General features: G+C 48.7%; 16 protein-coding genes and 1 pseudogene. 10 read left to right on the top strand and 7 right to left on the bottom strand.

The features are described from left to right. Positions 1-241 precede the first annotated feature (241 nt). The 3 genes from Xbed_RS09700 to Xbed_RS09690 are packed head-to-tail and all read right to left on the bottom strand — an operon-like array spanning position 242 to position 1,833. Positions 242-1,039 carry an AraC family transcriptional regulator gene (locus Xbed_RS09700; protein WP_086112731.1) on the bottom strand — a complete coding sequence of 266 codons (798 nt, stop codon included), beginning with the start codon at positions 1,037-1,039 and terminating at the stop codon, positions 242-244. A 16-nt stretch (positions 1,040-1,055) separates the two neighbouring features. Next, the gene (locus Xbed_RS09695) at positions 1,056-1,661 is read right to left on the bottom strand and encodes a LysE family translocator (RefSeq protein ID WP_086112730.1); all 606 of its coding nucleotides are present in this window, start codon (positions 1,659-1,661) and stop codon (positions 1,056-1,058) included. A gap of 13 nt (positions 1,662-1,674) precedes the next feature. Continuing rightward, positions 1,675-1,833, bottom strand: coding sequence for a hypothetical protein (locus tag Xbed_RS09690; RefSeq protein WP_208612222.1), 159 nt, complete (start codon positions 1,831-1,833; stop codon positions 1,675-1,677). A gap of 341 nt (positions 1,834-2,174) precedes the next feature. Here Xbed_RS09690 and Xbed_RS09685 point away from each other — a divergent pair, with 341 nt between their 5' ends. From Xbed_RS09685 to Xbed_RS09675, 3 genes are all read left to right on the top strand, one after another. Next, complete coding sequence (locus Xbed_RS09685) at positions 2,175-2,699, top strand: inverse autotransporter beta domain-containing protein (protein WP_086112729.1); 525 nt, start codon at positions 2,175-2,177, stop codon at positions 2,697-2,699. Between the two features lie 182 nt (positions 2,700-2,881). Further along, complete coding sequence (locus Xbed_RS09680) at positions 2,882-5,056, top strand: glycoside hydrolase (protein WP_244182458.1); 2,175 nt, start codon at positions 2,882-2,884, stop codon at positions 5,054-5,056. Between the two features lie 348 nt (positions 5,057-5,404). Further along, positions 5,405-5,962: an Ail/Lom family outer membrane beta-barrel protein gene (locus tag Xbed_RS09675; protein ID WP_086112727.1), complete on the top strand. Its 558-nt coding sequence runs from the start codon at positions 5,405-5,407 to the stop codon at positions 5,960-5,962. A gap of 154 nt (positions 5,963-6,116) precedes the next feature. Here the strand turns inward: Xbed_RS09675 and Xbed_RS09670 are convergent. Further along, a pseudogene (locus Xbed_RS09670) lies at positions 6,117-6,356 on the bottom strand (transposase domain-containing protein); the annotation flags it as partial. A gap of 187 nt (positions 6,357-6,543) precedes the next feature. Between Xbed_RS09670 and Xbed_RS09665 the strand changes: the two are divergent. Beyond that, positions 6,544-6,966 carry an Ig-like domain-containing protein gene (locus Xbed_RS09665; protein WP_086112726.1) on the top strand — a complete coding sequence of 141 codons (423 nt, stop codon included), beginning with the start codon at positions 6,544-6,546 and terminating at the stop codon, positions 6,964-6,966. 286 nt (positions 6,967-7,252) lie between these two features. On the opposite strand, the gene queF is transcribed toward Xbed_RS09665, so the two are convergent. From queF to Xbed_RS09650, 3 genes are read right to left on the bottom strand one after another with little or no spacing between them, the layout of a single operon-like run. Beyond that, positions 7,253-8,089: an NADPH-dependent 7-cyano-7-deazaguanine reductase QueF gene (gene queF, locus Xbed_RS09660; RefSeq protein ID WP_086112725.1), complete on the bottom strand. Its 837-nt coding sequence runs from the start codon at positions 8,087-8,089 to the stop codon at positions 7,253-7,255. 13 nt (positions 8,090-8,102) lie between these two features. After that, positions 8,103-8,960: a queuosine precursor transporter gene (locus tag Xbed_RS09655; protein WP_086112724.1), complete on the bottom strand. Its 858-nt coding sequence runs from the start codon at positions 8,958-8,960 to the stop codon at positions 8,103-8,105. 17 nt (positions 8,961-8,977) lie between these two features. Then, a complete protein-coding gene (locus Xbed_RS09650) occupies positions 8,978-9,535 on the bottom strand; it encodes a helix-turn-helix domain-containing protein (protein WP_244182457.1) in 558 nt (185 codons plus the stop codon). Between the two features lie 586 nt (positions 9,536-10,121). Here Xbed_RS09650 and Xbed_RS09645 point away from each other — a divergent pair. The 6 genes from Xbed_RS09645 (at position 10,122) to Xbed_RS09620 (ending at position 17,002) form a co-directional block, all read left to right on the top strand. After that, on the top strand, positions 10,122-10,520 hold the full coding sequence (locus tag Xbed_RS09645) for a TIGR03757 family integrating conjugative element protein (protein WP_086112722.1): 399 nt from the start codon (positions 10,122-10,124) through the stop codon (positions 10,518-10,520). Further along, positions 10,517-11,497 (top strand): TIGR03756 family integrating conjugative element protein, encoded by a 981-nt coding sequence (locus Xbed_RS09640; RefSeq protein ID WP_086112721.1) that lies wholly within the window; start codon positions 10,517-10,519, stop codon positions 11,495-11,497. Before Xbed_RS09645 ends, Xbed_RS09640 begins: the two co-directional genes overlap by 4 nt. 25 nt (positions 11,498-11,522) lie before the next feature. Then, positions 11,523-12,959, top strand: coding sequence for an integrating conjugative element protein (locus tag Xbed_RS09635; RefSeq protein ID WP_086112720.1), 1,437 nt, complete (start codon positions 11,523-11,525; stop codon positions 12,957-12,959). Positions 12,960-12,967: 8 nt separating this feature from the next. After that, positions 12,968-13,309 (top strand): hypothetical protein, encoded by a 342-nt coding sequence (locus Xbed_RS09630; RefSeq protein ID WP_086112719.1) that lies wholly within the window; start codon positions 12,968-12,970, stop codon positions 13,307-13,309. After that, a complete protein-coding gene (locus tag Xbed_RS09625) occupies positions 13,306-14,763 on the top strand; it encodes a conjugal transfer protein TraG N-terminal domain-containing protein (protein WP_086112718.1) in 1,458 nt (485 codons plus the stop codon). The genes Xbed_RS09630 and Xbed_RS09625 overlap by 4 nt, the downstream gene beginning before the upstream one ends. A 400-nt stretch (positions 14,764-15,163) precedes the next feature. Then, positions 15,164-17,002 (top strand): ShlB/FhaC/HecB family hemolysin secretion/activation protein, encoded by a 1,839-nt coding sequence (locus Xbed_RS09620; RefSeq protein WP_244182456.1) that lies wholly within the window; start codon positions 15,164-15,166, stop codon positions 17,000-17,002. The last annotated feature ends 21 nt before the right edge of the window (positions 17,003-17,023 follow it).

Genomic DNA, 17,023 nt, shown 5'->3' with positions numbered 1-17,023 from the left:
TTATTAATAATTAAATAGAATGATGGCGTTAATATTTGAGAAAAAATAACATGTTGCATACGGCAGAAAAAATCAGTTGGATGGATTATTGGAAGAGGACTTTTTTCACATATTTTGAGGCCGACAGCAGAATGAAGCTATCGCAAGGTCAAGCAGGTATTTATCTGATTTATCGGTGAAACAATATCACCGGAAGACATCACTCACCCTCTGGCACTATTGCATTACGAGAGAGACAGAACTATTCCTTATATTCTGCCGGAGTCGCCGCAACCAATTTTTTGAAGTGCCTATGGAAGTGGCTCTGGTCATTAAAACCTAAATCAGTCGCTACAGATGCAATCTTCATCCCTTGCTTCAAAAGCAATTTTGCTTCATTAATGCGCATCGCAATTTGCATAGCATGTGGGGTAATACCATATGTCTTTCGGAATGCATGGATAAGGTGATATTCACTCAATTCCGAGTGAACGGCGATATCCTTGACCGATATATTGCTTCGGAAGTTGTCACAAAGGTATTCATACGCCTTAGATATATTATTCTTTAGCACTGCTTTTTCTAAAGGTCGGGAATAGGATTGCGAAAAGAGACGGGAGAAAAAAGCGATGCTCTCTTCTTCCGTTTTCATGTTGTCTCTATCGTGGATGATTGTGTTGGCTAATGCTTGGAACTGTACGTAAAGCTCTGCATCATCGGTATAATTGATAGGGAACGGGATGAAATTAGTGACCTCTTCACCTGTAACCATCGATTGTACATAACCTAACCATTTGGGACATACATACAGCATTTTGTAGCTCCAGTTTGTATCTGGTGCCGGGTTGCATGAGTGAACCTCTAGAGGGTTCACTATGACAAGAGAACCTGTTTGTATTCTACGTTCCGTATTACTGTTGAAGTAAACGCTATGACCGCCATCTACGGCTCCGATGGAAAACTCTTTGTGAGTGTGTTTCCCGTAACACGCTTTCGAATCTTTAGAAGAACGTAGCTCAATTGGGACTGTGCTTAAACGATATAATCGTGGCTTGGACATCTATGCTCGCACTCTCTTAACTTGACATGAAAAAAGTATATAGGACAGTAATGGCTAACAATAGCCCCATAGAGAGATTGAAAAACTTAAAGTGTTTAGGTTTGTCTAAAACTGTTCTAATCGTGACGCCCAAGACAGCCCAAGCAGAGATTGATGCATAGCAAACAATAAAAAAGATCCCACAGAACAGGAGTAGTTCATCAATATTTGCATCGCGGCTGTTAAAAAACACGGATATACCCGCTAAAGACACAACCCATGCTTTTGGGTTAAGCCATTGACACATCATTCCTTGTACAAGTGATGGCGCACGGGTCTTTGGTTCGTGACCATCGCCGGACATTGGATTTTGCATAGCAACTTTGTATGCCAGGTATAACAAGAAACAGCCGCCTATATAGGTAAGGATTTCTGTTAAGTATGGCACTTCATTTATGACTTGAGATAATCCAAAACCCAGCAGAAATAGAATCGATACGAAGCCAATTGTGGCGCCAGTGATATGTGGGAGAGTCCGAACATATCCACAGTTGGCTCCGGTAAATGTCGCTAATATGTTTACAGGCCCAGGTGATATAGAGGTCACGAAGGCAAAAACTGCCATTGCGATTAGTTGAGTCATAACCGTCTATCTCCTAGAAATCTGTTACTTCTCCGGAACCGTTAATAAAGCGATGCTCTTGCAAATCAACTATACGGTACCGCTTTGCCTTGATTTTACCTTCTTTGCAATAACCGGCTTTGCCTTCCCAAAATCCTTGTTCGAACTCATCAGTGAAATGCAATTCTGACAAGCACTTAATTCCTTTGTATCGATATAGAGAAAAGTCGATTAGGCGGATAGGGTAGCCTTCTTCCAAATCTGGGACTTGCCTAAGCCAAAAGTTATCGTTGTTAAATATCATTGTTTAGTTCTTGTGCGTAATTCACATTAACGATATCCCTCCCTAAAAGTTAGGTATTGTACAAAATTGTTGTTTATCATTTTATTCTAAATAAGTGTGTTGCACTTAATATGCGAATCCAAGTTGTTAATTTATTTTCGTTAATTATTAAATTTTAAAAAAGAATAACAGGCTTTATTTATCATTTTATTCGGTATGCTGTTCTTTTCAAATTTTGTGAAAAGGGTAACATGTCCGTGTTGCAAAAAAGCCAATCTTCTTTGTTCAGTGGGGCAAAGTCCCTGATTATCGGCCTGTTAGGCGTACTACTCAGTGTTCACAATCAGGCCGTGCCGCAGCGTAAAAATGAAAATACGAATGCGCAAACGCTGGCTGAAATCACCTCACAATGGAGACAACTCACCCGGTCACAATCCCCTTTCGAAGCCGCGCAGACGATGGCAGCACAACGGTTATCGTCTGCGGTGACATCAACATTGACACCTTGGTTTAATCAATATGGCAATGCCCGTATGACGTTACCTTTTGACCGCCATTTTTCGTTAAAAGACACCGCGTTTGAATGGCTCTATGAGGAATGGGGTAATTTTTATCTTTATGACGGCTGGTGGCGGGAATTTTATGTAACATCAACGGATTACCTTGCCGCCGGCTCAGGCTCAACAGAACATCTGGCAAAATGGGCGTTTTGGGCAGGGACGGGTAGATGGACTCGAAATGCCTGGGCGATGACGGCATTTGCGTGTGGTCAGTAGCGGTATTGAATAGCGTTCTTTTTTTACCTGTTATTAAAGGGGGTATTTAATATATGAGCCAACGCTCAAAAATATGACTATCTCTCTGAAACTCATGGTTGGGTTATAATTTGTACAGTACACTATGGCTCATTCTCTGATCTTGCGGTGCAAATCACTTTATGAAAAAGTCCTGTATGTGTATGGCTTCACTTGTTAGCCTCATCTTTCTTTATTGCTCTCCTGCCAGCGCCGTCCGATTACAGCAGGGAACTGTACAATTCGATATTGACCCGGCAACGCTACAAATTAGCGTTGATAGCGCTGTGGTAAACTTACCTCAAATACCACAAAAAGTCAGTGAATTAAAATATTCCTCTGCCTCGGCAAACTGGCACTGGCCGAAGCGCAGTATACAAATTACCGCCAGACTGGAAGGTAATGATCTTCGTCTGAACTTCACCAGTAAACATCCACAAATACTTAACTGGTTCACTTTACCGTCACAGGCCAGTGCGCTGCTACTACCTCTTGGAGAAGGTAGCCGAATTCCTCTTGATAACACCGTATGGCAATCCTATCTGGTCAAAGAGCAGACCCCTCTGGACACTAACTTTGATCTGAAGTTGCCACTATGGAGTCAGGAACAAAAGGGCAAAATTTACAGCTGGTTGCTGCTGACACCGTTCAGCAATGAGGTCTCATTCAGTAAAACCAATACGCATTTACAGATGCAAAGCATCCATAAGTTCAATCGCTTTAACCAACAGCAGCCTTTCGAAGTCCTGCTGCATGTTGGTAACACGCCTCTATCGGGTGCGATACGTTATCGTGAATACTTGCAACAAAGCGGTCAGTTCAGTTCCTTACGCGATAAAATCAAGATTGCTCCTGAAGGTAAGAAACTGGTAGGTGCAACACATATTTATCTGTGGGGCAGTATGTTATTGGCTCAGGAAGACGTGAAAAACTGGGTGGGACTGGTCAGTTATCTGCAAACTTCCGAAGGGGCAGCACTTTGGCAGAACATGGGTACTGAAGCAAATAAAGTGATACAACAGCTGCAAGGTCGCGAGCCTGAAGGCTGGCAGAAGCAATCACTTATTGAAGCCATCAATAATGCTCTTGTGGCACTGGTACCCCTGAACGCGTCACCAGATCAGGATACGTTTCTGCTGGCACAGCAGCAGCGGGCAGTTAAAGTGCGTCAACTGGCACAGCACCAGCTTGGAGCTTATCTCGCACCTCCGGACAGTTGGGGGCCGGGGTTGTCTAAACAGGTCATTGAATTATTGCATCAGGCCGGGTTACCCCAGTTATGGTTGGGTACGGATAACTGGACTGCCGAGTTCCTGCATCCGGAAGCCGTGGCGAATGCAAAAAAATCAGGTTATTTGATCGCCAGTTATGACTCCTATGACACAGGCATCCCGCCAGGTATTAATGACAGCTGGCTTACCGCCCAGTTGCCCGGTAAATTACGGGAGAAATGTGCCATAGTACGGGCCGATGGCAGTAAAAAACCCGGTTTCCGTGGGGAGGGTTACTATCTTAACCCTGCGTGTATGTTGCCCTATTCGCAGCAACGTATGCGGGAGTTAACACAACTGGCCGGACTGAACAGTCTGTTCTTGGATGTTGATGGTACAGGCATGGTTTCAGACGACTACCAGCCAGAGCATCCGACAGGTGCAGCTCAGATGGCTGATGCCCGCAATGCCCGGATGGCCTGGTACAGCAATACGCTCAAATTACCGTTAGGATCTGAAGACGGAAATGCGGTGACTGCCCGCCACATCATGTTTGCCCACGGCATGGAAACCTGGGGTTTTGGGTGGGGTGATAAGGATATGCATCAGGACAAAAAATCGCCTTATTATCTTGGCGCCTGGTGGCCCAATGCACAACCAGCTACTTTCTTTCGCCCTGCGAAGGTGAAACAGCCCTATCTCACCGTCGAGTTCGATCCGCGCTATCGTCTGCCGTTGTATCAGGCTGTTTTTCATGATGCGGTGATCAGCTCCCATCACTGGACTTACGACAACCTCAAATTTAGTGATGTCAAAACGACGCGTGAGTTGCTAAGCCAGTTATATAACACGCCTCCACTGTTCAATCTCAACCGTAGTACCCTGAAGGCACGGTTACCTGAAATAATAAAGGCAGATGCGAAGTTCCGCCCTCTGCATCAGGCACTATGGGATAAAGCGTTGATCGATTTTCGCTGGCTGGATCAAAAAGGATTCGTACAACAAACGACTTTTAGCGACGGTTCAGTACTGACTGCAAATTTTGGTGACCGTACATTCAACGGCATAGCCGCCAAAAGTCTGCGAGCCAATCTGCCCAATGGTCGTATTCTGGATTTCACAAAATAGTGGCTGACGCCGAAAAATGTCCTGGCTAATAAACTTTCGGGTGATGGCCGATTTCTGGTGGGGATTACGTCCGAGCCTAATCCCCTGTAACCATGGCAATTGCCCGACCGTCATTGGTACGCTCAAGTATCAGAAATGAAGTAGTGTGCCATCATCTTTTTTCAGTAGTTAGATCAATGAGATAATAATATTATTAACTTATATCAATGGTTATAATCTGAATAATTAGTTTTTCTTGGTTAATATTCCCGTTGTATTGATTTCAGTGATAATATAAAATCCCGCCGCTTTATGCATCAACGAACATCACACACAATATGCAATGTAACATATCGAGATAAGTAAAAGATGAAAAAAACTCTATTTATTTCAGCAATTTTGGCTGGACTATCCATAACTTCATTAACAGCAAATGCTAACGAGCACAACACTATCTCAGTAGGTTATGCACAGAGCAAAATGAGTGATGAGTCTTTCAAGGAAATATTCGATAAGCCAAAAGGATTTAACCTGAAATACCGTTACGAATTTAATGATCGTCTGGGCATCATTGGTTCTTACACCCGCACCGAAAAATCTTACAGTAATACCGTGAATAACATTACTGGCAAAGTTGAGTATGCTTCGCTAATGGCAGGGCCGTCTTACCGCTTTAATGAGTATGTGAGTGCATATGCTTTAGTTGGTGCTGCTGCTGGAAAAATCACAGGAACACAAACTACAACTTTCCTTGGTCGCAGCTACACGGTAAGTACCGACAGCCAAGATGAAGCATCTGTTGCATATGGTGCAGGTTTGCAATTTAACCCGCATCCAAATATCGCAGTTGATGTTTCATACGAACATGCCAAACCGGGTGATGTTAAAGTAGGAACATGGACGGTTGGAGTCGGCTACCGTTTTTAATTGAGTCAGTTAAAAACAGGTTTCCGGTTGGTTGATAAACAACATCCCAATTCTATTTTGGGTGTTGTTTCAGAAAAAATTTCAGGGTTCTCATCCCGTCAATACGTTCTGATCTCGCCCGACCGTGTATTCAAAAGACTGACCCTTTTTTCGTTTATGTGTAAGGCTCTGGTGATTTCACCTTGCTTTGCCAGATAAGAACAAAGTGGGATTTAGCTAAACGGTTTTCAGGCCAGGGAAGGAGTTCATTCAAGCGGTTGTTCGGCCAGGTAGGTAATCGGCGGAGGACATCTTGCAACCAAACCTGGGGATCATGACCGTTCGCTTTGGCGGTTTCTAATAAACTCATCACCATCGCAGCCCGCTGTCCGGCCATTAACGATCCCGCAAACAGCTAGTTTTGCAGTCAGGATTTGGCATAACAGCCACTGCGACCCGGATGCAATTCGTAGTACATCAACCGCAGGGGGATTATCCCGTGCTGTCACATAAGTCCACAGATAAGCACGCTTGAGTTTGCCCCTTTCCAAATATAAAAGATAAAAAGCCGTAGCGTGCATGAGCCGAATGACAGGAACAAGGTGAGTTCACCGGAGCCTTACGATAAACACACTGCCATTGCGGATGATCAGGATAATGTGCTGTACACCGTTAAAGTGCGTGATGCGGCTGACCGGCCCGTCACCAATACCGAAGTGAAATGGTCGGTGGATAACGGGCAGTTGGTCGATGAGCAGGTGCGGACAGGCGGTCAGGGTGAAGCCACAGTTCGGTTAATCAGCCGGAAGGCGGTGGTGACGGAAGACTTTTATTCTGATGCGAAACAGATTTGTCAATCACTCGGCAGTCAGATTGCGTTCAGGTATTCCCTTGAACGGTTCTATGAGGAATGGGGTAATTTTTATCTTTATGACGGCTGGATGCGGGAATTTTATGTAACATCAACGGATTACCTTGCTGCCAGCTCAGGCTCAGCAGAACACCTGGCAAAATGGGCGTCTTAGGCAGGGACGGGCAGATGGACGCGCAATGCCTGGGCGATGACGGCCTTTGCGTGTGGTCAGTAGTTGTTGTAGCAAACATGTGGAATAGCGTACAAGGGTGATTATACCCGTTTAACTTCAAGATGCAGATTTGTCTTGATAAACAGTCAGTTTCAATCAATGTGATATAAGTTATTTATCACGCATCTTCAGGTTTATTGGGCATATACAAAACCCGGCAGGAGACAGAGACGATTTTTGCGGGCAGGGCGAGGCGGTGACATTTCGCCCTGCTCGATATTTCTTTTTACTGGCGGATAAGTCGTCCTGTCAGGGGAGTATTCTCGCAATTACTCCTGAACGGATTGATATCCAGACCACCACGTCTTGTATAACGTGCAAAAACGGTGAGTTTCTCCGGCTGGCAGTAACGCATAATATCGCTATAAATACGCTCCACACATTGTTCATGAAATTCGTTGTGTGTTCTGAATGAGATGAGGTAGCGCAGTAATTTTTCATGATCAATCTTTGCGCCCTCATATTGAATAATAACGCTGCCCCAGTCTGGCTGGTTTGTCACCAGGCAATTTGATTTCAGGAGATTTGAGTGGAGTGTTTCGCATACAATATTATTTCTCACGGAAGCGGCATCTGCCAGTACCGTTGCATCAAAGTCATAACTTTCGATCTCTATATCCAGATCATCCAGTAATTGACCAGAGAGCTGACTGATTTCGTGGCAGTATCCATCGAGGTGGGAGTAAAGTTTAACGTCTACTGATTGGCCCGCTATCAGAGAAAGATCTTTCTTCATCGCGTGGGCTACATCATCCGTTGTTTCAAACTTAGTCTGGTTGAAACTGTTGAGATACAGTTTGAATGATTTAGATTCAATCAATCCGGGGCTGGTTGCCGGGATGATAAATTCCCCTATGGCGACTACGGGCTTTCCTTTCCCATTCAGCCAGGAAATTTCCCAGGCTGTCCAAAGGTCAAAACCCTGGAATGGCAATGAATCAGAGTTTATACCGATATCATTTCGGCCGAGTGACCGTGGGAGGGTTTCAAGTAATTCCGGGGAATAACTTTGTATATAATCTGTTTTTGTTCCAAGTAAGGTCAGTGACTCTTTAATATCCATTGTTATTTCTCTGTTATACGTTTATATATTTTCTGAACAATGCCCGGGCACCATAAATAGGCCCGACGCCCACAATGGCGTAGGCCATTTTGATAATGAACTGAGAAAAAATAATTGATTTAATCGTATCGGCATCAAGCGTATTATAAAATGCGAGTGTACAAAAAATAATACTGTCCAGTGCGGCAGCAATGGTCGTGCTGGTGATGACGCGAATAAAAAGATAGCGGGAGTTGGTAAGCTCTTTTATTTTGCATAATAACCACGAGTTGACATTCTCAGAGACAATATAAGCGACTGAAGATGCAACGAGGACAGCCGCAATGCTGTGTACTATTTCAGTATAGGCTTCGCCTAATCCCCACGCTTTAAGACCCGGAAGTGTTGCTGTGAACATGAGCCCGAGGACAAAGAGGATATTAGCAATAAACGAAAAAAGAATCGCTTTTCTGGCCAGACGCAGGCCATAGAATTCATTTAATATGTCAACCAGGAGAAATGTGAAAGGATAAAAGAAAACGGCTGGCGGTATAACCATATTAATATAGGGAATACTTATCGGCTTTATTCCGGTGATCGTACAAAAAATATAGATAACGGCAAGAGAAAGGGTAATCACCAGATAGGCGAACCAGGAACGTTCGTGCCGATCAGTGAGATCATATGCAGTTACCGTCTCAGCACCTCCATAAATACGGCGATAGACCTCTCTGAGTTCATTTCTGTTTAGATCTTCTGAAACCTGACTGCTTTCCAATTCCTGCAATGGTATGCTAATACGTTTCCCTGTAGACAGGATCATGATATTAGCCCTGATTGCATCAGAAGAGCGACTGAAACCCAGAAGTTTATATTTTTGGTTACCTGACACCGTTAATGCTCCTTTTCTCACGAAATGCGTTCTTCAATTATTGTCCCAATTAATTTCTCGTTTATTGTCAGATCCTTTTTTGTACGATCAAACAAATCATGGAGATAAAATCCCTTTTCAGGGGTGTATATTAATGATGGCGGGTTCTTAACCGGTGTCGCATTACGCTTAATGATTAATGTATCACCGGGGAAAAATGTTTTACTGATTTCAGTCTCTACCGTAAGTCCAATCAGATTTGATCCTTCTTCGAAAGCCCATGTTACCGGATATTTCATGATTAGCTGTCCAATCCGGACATCCATACTGGATAACACTTCTGACTGGGGAATGAGTGGAATAGCGGATGGATTTTTGTTGCCCTCAACTGAAAGTGTATTGTCTATTCGATCAAGCTCTTCTAAATCACAGTGTTCAATGACATCGCATCTGACGCCGAAAAAATCTGCAATTCGAGTGATAGTTGAGTGTTGAACTTTGTTGATTTGACCGTCAAGAATTTTATAGAGCGTGGTTCTTGTAACACCAGAGCGCATAGCCAGTGAGGATTTGTTCTCACCACTTTTTCTCATCATGTACTCAATATTACTAATAATATTAGTTTTTCTTTTTATTCTTGATGTTTTCATCTTGAGAGAGAATATATTCTGCTACATTTTTTATCCAAACATTACCTGATTAAACCGCGTATTTCCATAATATTTTTCAATATACCTTTTTATCAGAATAGTTTTAATAGTAAGTTTTTTCTATAAAAAATATGATAATACGCAAAAAGTGTACAAATTAATGTTCTTTTTGACTACTTTTCTGTTGACCTGATGACATCATGAGTGTTTAATCCGTCATCACGCTGTTAAGTTATCTCAATGCATTAATAATTATAAATAATTATGAGCGTGAAAATAATCCCAGTATAAAATTATCCTCTAAGCCACACCAGGGTTCTTCTTTATAAAGAGAGGGGTGTCAGAACTAGTTGCATCCTGCTCCCCTTCTCTAATCTTACTTTTATATATTGATGCGATGGTTTCCCCTTTTCCTGGTGGCTATAAATTTCTGCTGGGTGTTTTTTCCATTTTGCAAAAATGAATTGTCTGCTGACTTTTCTCCGTTTTTTCCGCACGCTTTCCCTCTGTTTTTGGCGACAGGAATGGGGTGATGAGAAAAAGGTATTTATTATTTTTGCTGGGAGGGGTGGCCTCCTTTGCCATCAGTGCGAAAACGGTGGTCTATACCGACAGCCGGCATCCTCCTGTCCATCCTGCTCCTGATACCAACATTGTCTGGCTGGATGCACCGGAACAGTTCCGGCAGCAGCATTTTGCCCGTCTTCCGGCCAATCCCCGACAGGCCGCAATCCAGGCACAAGCCCTGCTGCAATCTCCCCGGTGGCATCAACAGGAACAACAAGTTATTGAAGCCTACCGTGGCGTTGTTAATGCCTGGCAATCCGGGGTGCGCAAATACCCGGCCGTGGTTTTTGATGACCGGGACGTGGTGTATGGCACGGCGGATGTGGCAAAAGCCCATGCCCTCAGGGAGCAAAATCAACCATGAATGCCTGTCTGCCTGTGCGCCTTGCTTCTTTTCCGATGGTCATCACCCTGATGGCCGCATTTTCACCCGCCGTGCAGGCATCAATAAACACAGCCCAAATCATTGCCGGCAGTGTTTCCCCTTCCTGCCTCAGCTGGCGGGTCAGCGGTATCTGTTACTGGCTGTTCTGCACCTGGCATGGCTGTACGGTGAAAACGTCGGTCAGGGTCAGCCATTATCTCCCCGAAGCCGTGGTCTCCACGTATCACGCTGCCGGCGGCAACCCGTGGTCAGAAATGGCGCAGGTCAGCCAGCTATCCGGTGGGGCAGAAAATGCAGTCACGGGGGCGTTCTCTCACCTGAGTACGGGCGGGGGTGATCACAATGTCAAAATTTCAGGGCAACGCAGTACCCGTCTGCGTTTCAAATACGCCGATGCGATAGGGCACCCGGCCCCCACCCTGATGGGCGGGAGTATTCCGGGTTACTCCTGCCGCAGTGTCGCTACACCGCTGATGCCGTATTTTCTGAGTACGCTGGATACGGTGGCGTGGCGCAGTGGTCTGCCGGAATCATTCTATCCCGAAGCACTTATCCCCGGTCAGCGGGAGCTGGGCAACATGATGGCGGGCAATCTGTGGGGCAATATTTATCCGCGTTCCGGGTTTGTCAGCCAGGGAGATGATGACAAGGCGTCTGCCGTCGTTGCCCAGCGGGTGGCGGATATCATCACCCGTGCCGGACAGCCCCATGTCTATCAGGCATTGCAGGGGCAGCGGGCTGACGGTTATTGGCCACCCGGACCGGTGACAGAAAATAGCGGGACAAAAAATCACCGGTGGCAGCGCTTGTCACCGCATTTAAGTTCATCCTGTGCCGTATTTCCTGACGGGGAGCACACGTCGGACGTGCAGGGCAATCAGGCGTATGCCCTGTGGCAACCCTACAGTTGCTGTCAGCGCCGGGGACAGCGTTTTCTGGGCAGTACCACATTCTGAAAAAGACACTCTGAAAAGGACACCCATGACGAAAAGAACGGCTTTACTGCTGATAGCGGGCTGGATGGCAACGGCGTCTGCACAGGGAGACTCCTCCGTCCTGTCGGTATCCCTGCCCCAGGTGAATCACAGTGCGCTGGGCTACGGGGCGGATGTGACCGGTGCCGTCTCCGATACGCTGTTTTATACCCTGGGGGGCGGCTCGGTGATTTCCCAGCCGGCCACCCGGGGTTCCCTGAAAAAACTGGCCGGACTGGAACTCGGCTGGAGCTCCGATTTGATGTGCGGCAACTTTGATTTGAAAACCACGGTAGGCAATCAACTGAACGGTATCACGGCCGGGTTTAAGAACCTGATGAGTGACGTGATACAGGGTGCCACCGGTGCCGTAGCGAGTCTGCCCGCGATGATTATCCAGCGCGCTAATCCCGGTCTGTATGACATGCTGACCAATGGGGTATTGCAGGCCAATGTCGCGTTCGACAAGGCGCAGTTCAACTGCCAGAACATGGCAACGCGCATGATGAATTTTACGGAATCGAATAAATGGACCCAATCCGCTGCCATACAGGAATACAAAACGCTGGTTAACAGCGGTGATGCGGATGCGGTCAGGGTCAATAACGCCGGCACCAAAGCCACCGGTACGGGCGGGCATCAGTGGATTGGCGGGAGAAAGCAGGGCGGCAGGGGGCAGAATGCCATCCGGCCGACCCGTGATTTAGTCAGCGCGGGGTTTAATATGATGAACAATCAACCGGTACTCAGTACTGCGGCTGTCAGCCGGCAACGCTGTGCGGGCGGGGCGTGCAGCAAATTTCAGACGGCCACAGAAGCGGCGGAAGCAGTGGTGAAAGTCCTCGGGGACAAGGCTATCCGCACCTGTGCCAATGCTTCGGAATGTACCAGCGGGGGCGACACCCAACAACCGGGTGCCACGGTAGCCGGCACCGGCTTTGCGCCGATGCTGGAAGAGAGTACCCAAACCAATATTGAACAGCTGGTGAAACTGGTCAATGGTACCGAACAACCCACGGCCGCCAATCTGGCGAAACTGAAAACCGGCAGCCTGCCCGTGACGAAAGGGGTGATTGAGGCATTGCAACGGGACCCGGACAGTGCGGCACTGACGGCGCGTCTGGCCGGCGAACTGGCGATGGCGGAGACGACAGAAACCGCGCTGCTGATGCGCCGGATGTTAGTCACCGGCCTGTCAGAGCCGAATGCAGCCGCCCAGCCGGAGGCGATGGCGGAAGGTGAACGACGGATTACTGCACTGGACCGGGAAATCAACGCACTGAAAAATGAGATGCTGCTGAAACGTGAGCTGTCCCGCAATGCCATCCTGACCATTATTGAACGGGAAAACCGTCGTATAGAAGCGCATCCGCAGAAACAGATGCCGGAAAATACCGATGCCCGTTTTCATCAGTTGGGCATGCCCCAGCGTCAACAGCGGTAAGGGGCATCATGGCTGAAACGACAAAATCATCGCGTTTTGCCCGGTTATTGAAAACAGTCATGGTCATCATGGTGATGGTCGTAATTACCTGCCTCGCAGGCTGGGCAGGACTCAGTCATCCTGAAAAAGCGTCGGCCCTGCATCACTGGATGGAGAAAACCGGACCGGTCTGGCGGGTCTGGCGCTTATGCCTGTATCTTGCGCTGGGCTGGTGCAGTGGGAAAATCTGGCAAAGGGTAAAATACCAACCGGAATACCGTCCTTACTTAATTCGTATGATGCTCGCCAGCCTGCTGTTTATGCTGCTGTGTGAATATGCCCTGTCAGACAGTCAGGGGGAAACGGCATGACGACCAACAGCTATCTGGAATATTTTCTGACCTTACTGGGCTGGGTGGTCAACAATGGCCTGTGGCAGATATTGATGGCCACCGGGTTGTTTTCACTGCCCCTGGTGATAAAGGTGATTGCCCTCTGGCTGAAAATCAGGGAAGAAAGCGAGGAAGACGGCCATCGTGGATTGCAGTCCCTGTCCCGTATCGAAAATACCCTGTACAGCGCCTTTTTTGTGATGGTTGCCTGCGGTGTACCGCTGGTCAATGTCAGCCTCAGCACCCTTCAGTATGATCAGTCCAGAGCCAAAAGCTGCGGCACCTGGACACCACAGGCACCCAATGAAAGTGGCTATGCCCCGGTCATGTCCAGTCTGAACAATCAGACGGCTGCCGTACCAATATGGTGGGCGGTGGTGCACCGGTTGTCAAAAGGCCTGACGCAGGCCGCCGTCGCGTCCATTCCCTGCCGGCCAGATTTGAGACAACTGCGTTTTGAGGTGCAGCACACCCGCATCAGCAATCCGGCACTGGCCGCCGAGTTACAGGATTTCACTCACGATTGTTATGCCTTAGCACTTTATCAGTGGAAACAGCAAGATCAGGGACAAACTCCCGATCCCGCCACGCTGCATGATATCGAATGGCTGGGCAGTTCAACATTCCTGTCGGGTGATTACCATACCCTGCAATCGCGGACACCCCGGACCCATTTTCCGTGGAATGAGCGCCGGGACAGCGGCCGACCGAATACGGGGCAGGGCGGTTATCCCACGTGTAGAGCGTGGTGGTCAACCCCCAAAACGGGACTGGAAGCCCGGGTGATGGCGCAGGCCGATCCGGGATTGTGGCTGCGTCTGTCAGCCGCCCTCAAAATGACGGGAAAGGAAACAGGGGAATATAAAGAAGCGGTGATCCGTCGACTGGTCAGTCCCGTCAATCTGACGGTCTCGCAGGACGGTTATGTGTATGCGGGGTATGGTGGCAATGCTGACTTCACGCTCTGGGACCGCTCCAGCCGGACAGGGGCGACGGCAGGGGCGTTGTTGGGGGGACTGATCGCTTACCCGATGTTTGATGCGGTACGCCAGGCGTTGCCGATGGTGCAGGCGGTGATCCTGATGGCGCTGTATATCCTGCTGCCATTGCTCCTGTTGTTGGCCGCGTATGAATTCAGGACGGTGTTGACACTGACCTGTGTGATTTTTGCGCTGAATTTTCTCACGTTCTGGTGGGAACTAGCCCGCTGGCTGGACAGCTATCTGCTGGATGCACTGTATGGTTCAGAAACCCATAGCCTGTCCAATCTGGCGGGGTTTCAGAACACGTCCGATGATTTAATGATGGGGCTGGTGATGGGCACCCTGTTTATTGTCCTGCCGATGGTCTGGCTGGGCGCACTGGCCTGGGCGGGCGTCCGGATGGGAGATATCGCCGGCATGATGAATCAGGGTGTGGCACAGGCAAGGTAATCAGCCGGCATGCTGGGGCAGGTGGCGACGCAGAAAATTCTGTCCGGAGGAAAATAGCCGGGCAGGATGTTTTTATTGTTCAGGAGGGGACGGTCTGTCCCTTAAGACTATTCTGAATTTCATCAAAATCATTATGTTTTCTGATCATATAAGTCAATTTTTCACTTATTTCCGTTCCAACGATCAGAGCAATCGACTTAAGAGCCTGCAAAACAGGGTTGATGAATGTTCATTAATTGCCGTTTTGTTGCCTATTTATAGTTAAATAAACCAGATACACGCCTAATTGGTCTAAATGCGATCAGTTAGCTTGAAAATAAATCATTCCTGACCATAATTGCCTATCTCAAATTTCCCCCAAAATAGTTTACCAACGATTAAGTATCTGGTGAGTTCGATTATGGCAACGAGGACAACGGTAACGCCCGGCAGGGTGATCACCGGATTGGTCGGATGGGCGATATTCGCCATTCAGCCCGTACAGGCAGATAACACCCCCCTGATTCATCAACAGCAACAGCAGGCACAAAGGCCGGCGGTCAATTCCCCGTCAGTGGGGCTGGCAGTGCCTTTTTCTGATCACCAAGCGCAACAGGCGGCGACTCTGGATGATCAGGCGCAACGCAGGCAACAGGAAAGGCAGCAGGCGTTACAGCAGCAACAGACGCCGGAGACCGATGTCCGGCTCACGCGACCCGGCGTGCATGTGTCGGATTATCCGGCTGACGAACAGCCCTGCTTTACCATCCATACCTTACGGTTAGAAGGGGATGCGGCCCGCCGTTTTCAGTGGGCGCTGGACACGGCCGCGGATGCGAAAGGGCGTTGCCTGGGCGGACAGGGCATTTTACTGGTCAGCAACCAGGTGCAGAATGCCATTCTGGCCAAAGGTTACGTCACCACCCGCGTGATGGTGCAGGAGCAGGATTTGACGCAGGGGGTGCTGACGCTGACGCTCCAACCCGGTCGCATTGCCGATATCCGTTTTGAGGAACCGGTGTCCTGGCGCGGACGGCTGTGGAATGCGATGCCGGCCGCCTCCGGCGATATTCTGAACCTGCGTGATATCGAGCAGGCCCTGGAGAATTTCAAACGGGTGCCGAGTGCGGAGGCTGACATTAAAATCGTGCCCGGTCAGCAGGAGGCCACTAGTGACCTGTTAGTGAGCTGGAAAGCTGGCCGCCCGATCCGGCTCAGTCTGGGACTGGATGACAGCGGGGCCAAAAGCACCGGCCGCTATCTGGGATCGGCGACCCTGGCGATTGACGCGCCGTTTGCCCAGAACGATCTGTTCTATGCCAACATCGGCAAGGATCTGTTTGATTATGGCCCGTTCGGTAACCGCTCCCGTACCGTGAACTACCTCTTCCCGCTCGGTTACTGGACTTTTTCTGCGAATTATAACGATTACACCTACCACCAGAATATCGCCAATGCCAACGAAATACTGGCCTACAGCGGCCGAAGCGAGAATGTGCAGTTCACGGTATCCCGGCTGCTGTTCCGCAATCAGTTGCATAAAACCACTCTCAATATGCGCGTCTTCCGCCGCCATTCCACCAATGCCGTGGGGGATATCGAGATAGAGCAGCAACACCGGCGTACCGCCGGCTGGGAGCTGGGACTCAGCCAGCGCAGTTACCTCGGCAACGCCACGCTGGACGCCAGCCTTAACTGGCGGCGGGGCACCGGTGCATTCGGGGCGCTGCCGGCACCGGAAGAAGCCGATCACCGGGGCAGCGCCCGCACGGGCATGGTCCTGGGCGATATCAGCCTGAATGTGCCTTTTCACTGGGGGAAACAGCCCTGGCGTTATTACACCAAACTGCGCGGGCAGTGGAGCGCCAATCCGCTGACCCCACAGGACCGGATGGCGATTGCTGGGCGTTATACCGTGCGCGGGTTTGACGGTGAACAGTCCTTGTCCGGCGAAAGGGGGCTGCTCTGGCGTCATGAGCTGGCCTGGAATGTCCTGTCGCGCGGTCACGAACTGTACTGGGCGCTGGACTACGGTCGGGTGGATGGCCCGGGCACCCGTTATCTCGTCGGTCATCAACTGGCCGGTGGTGCGCTGGGCGTGCGCGGTACGTTGTGGCGCCGGCTCAGTTATGACCTTTTTGCCGGCGTGCCGTTCTACAAGCCGGCGGGTTTCCATACCGCAGTAAGCATCCGGTCATCTCACCTTGCTTTACCAACCAACACTAAAAATGGGGGATTTTTAACTGAAAGGATTATCTGACCAGGGAAGGAGTTCATTCAA

Source organism: Xenorhabdus beddingii (assembly GCF_002127545.1).
Classification (GTDB): domain Bacteria; phylum Pseudomonadota; class Gammaproteobacteria; order Enterobacterales; family Enterobacteriaceae; genus Xenorhabdus; species Xenorhabdus beddingii.
The sequence above is the reverse complement of the archived record's forward strand: the minus strand, read 5'-3'. Positions and strand labels throughout refer to the sequence as shown.

What these genes read in the sequence shown, in the direction of transcription:
- Xbed_RS09700 (WP_086112731.1), bottom strand. Translation starts at nt 1,039, where the DNA reads ATGTCCAAGCCACGATTATATCGTTTAAGCACAGTCCCAATTGAGCTA.
- Xbed_RS09695 (WP_086112730.1), bottom strand. Translation starts at nt 1,661, where the DNA reads ATGACTCAACTAATCGCAATGGCAGTTTTTGCCTTCGTGACCTCTATA.
- Xbed_RS09685 (WP_086112729.1), top strand. Translation starts at nt 2,175, where the DNA reads ATGTCCGTGTTGCAAAAAAGCCAATCTTCTTTGTTCAGTGGGGCAAAG.
- Xbed_RS09680 (WP_244182458.1), top strand. Translation starts at nt 2,882, where the DNA reads ATGGCTTCACTTGTTAGCCTCATCTTTCTTTATTGCTCTCCTGCCAGC.
- Xbed_RS09675 (WP_086112727.1), top strand. Translation starts at nt 5,405, where the DNA reads ATGAAAAAAACTCTATTTATTTCAGCAATTTTGGCTGGACTATCCATA.
- queF (WP_086112725.1), bottom strand. Translation starts at nt 8,089, where the DNA reads ATGGATATTAAAGAGTCACTGACCTTACTTGGAACAAAAACAGATTAT.
- Xbed_RS09650 (WP_244182457.1), bottom strand. Translation starts at nt 9,535, where the DNA reads ATGATGAGAAAAAGTGGTGAGAACAAATCCTCACTGGCTATGCGCTCT.
- Xbed_RS09645 (WP_086112722.1), top strand. Translation starts at nt 10,122, where the DNA reads ATGAGAAAAAGGTATTTATTATTTTTGCTGGGAGGGGTGGCCTCCTTT.
- Xbed_RS09640 (WP_086112721.1), top strand. Translation starts at nt 10,517, where the DNA reads ATGAATGCCTGTCTGCCTGTGCGCCTTGCTTCTTTTCCGATGGTCATC.
- Xbed_RS09635 (WP_086112720.1), top strand. Translation starts at nt 11,523, where the DNA reads ATGACGAAAAGAACGGCTTTACTGCTGATAGCGGGCTGGATGGCAACG.
- Xbed_RS09630 (WP_086112719.1), top strand. Translation starts at nt 12,968, where the DNA reads ATGGCTGAAACGACAAAATCATCGCGTTTTGCCCGGTTATTGAAAACA.
- Xbed_RS09625 (WP_086112718.1), top strand. Translation starts at nt 13,306, where the DNA reads ATGACGACCAACAGCTATCTGGAATATTTTCTGACCTTACTGGGCTGG.
- Xbed_RS09620 (WP_244182456.1), top strand. Translation starts at nt 15,164, where the DNA reads ATGGCAACGAGGACAACGGTAACGCCCGGCAGGGTGATCACCGGATTG.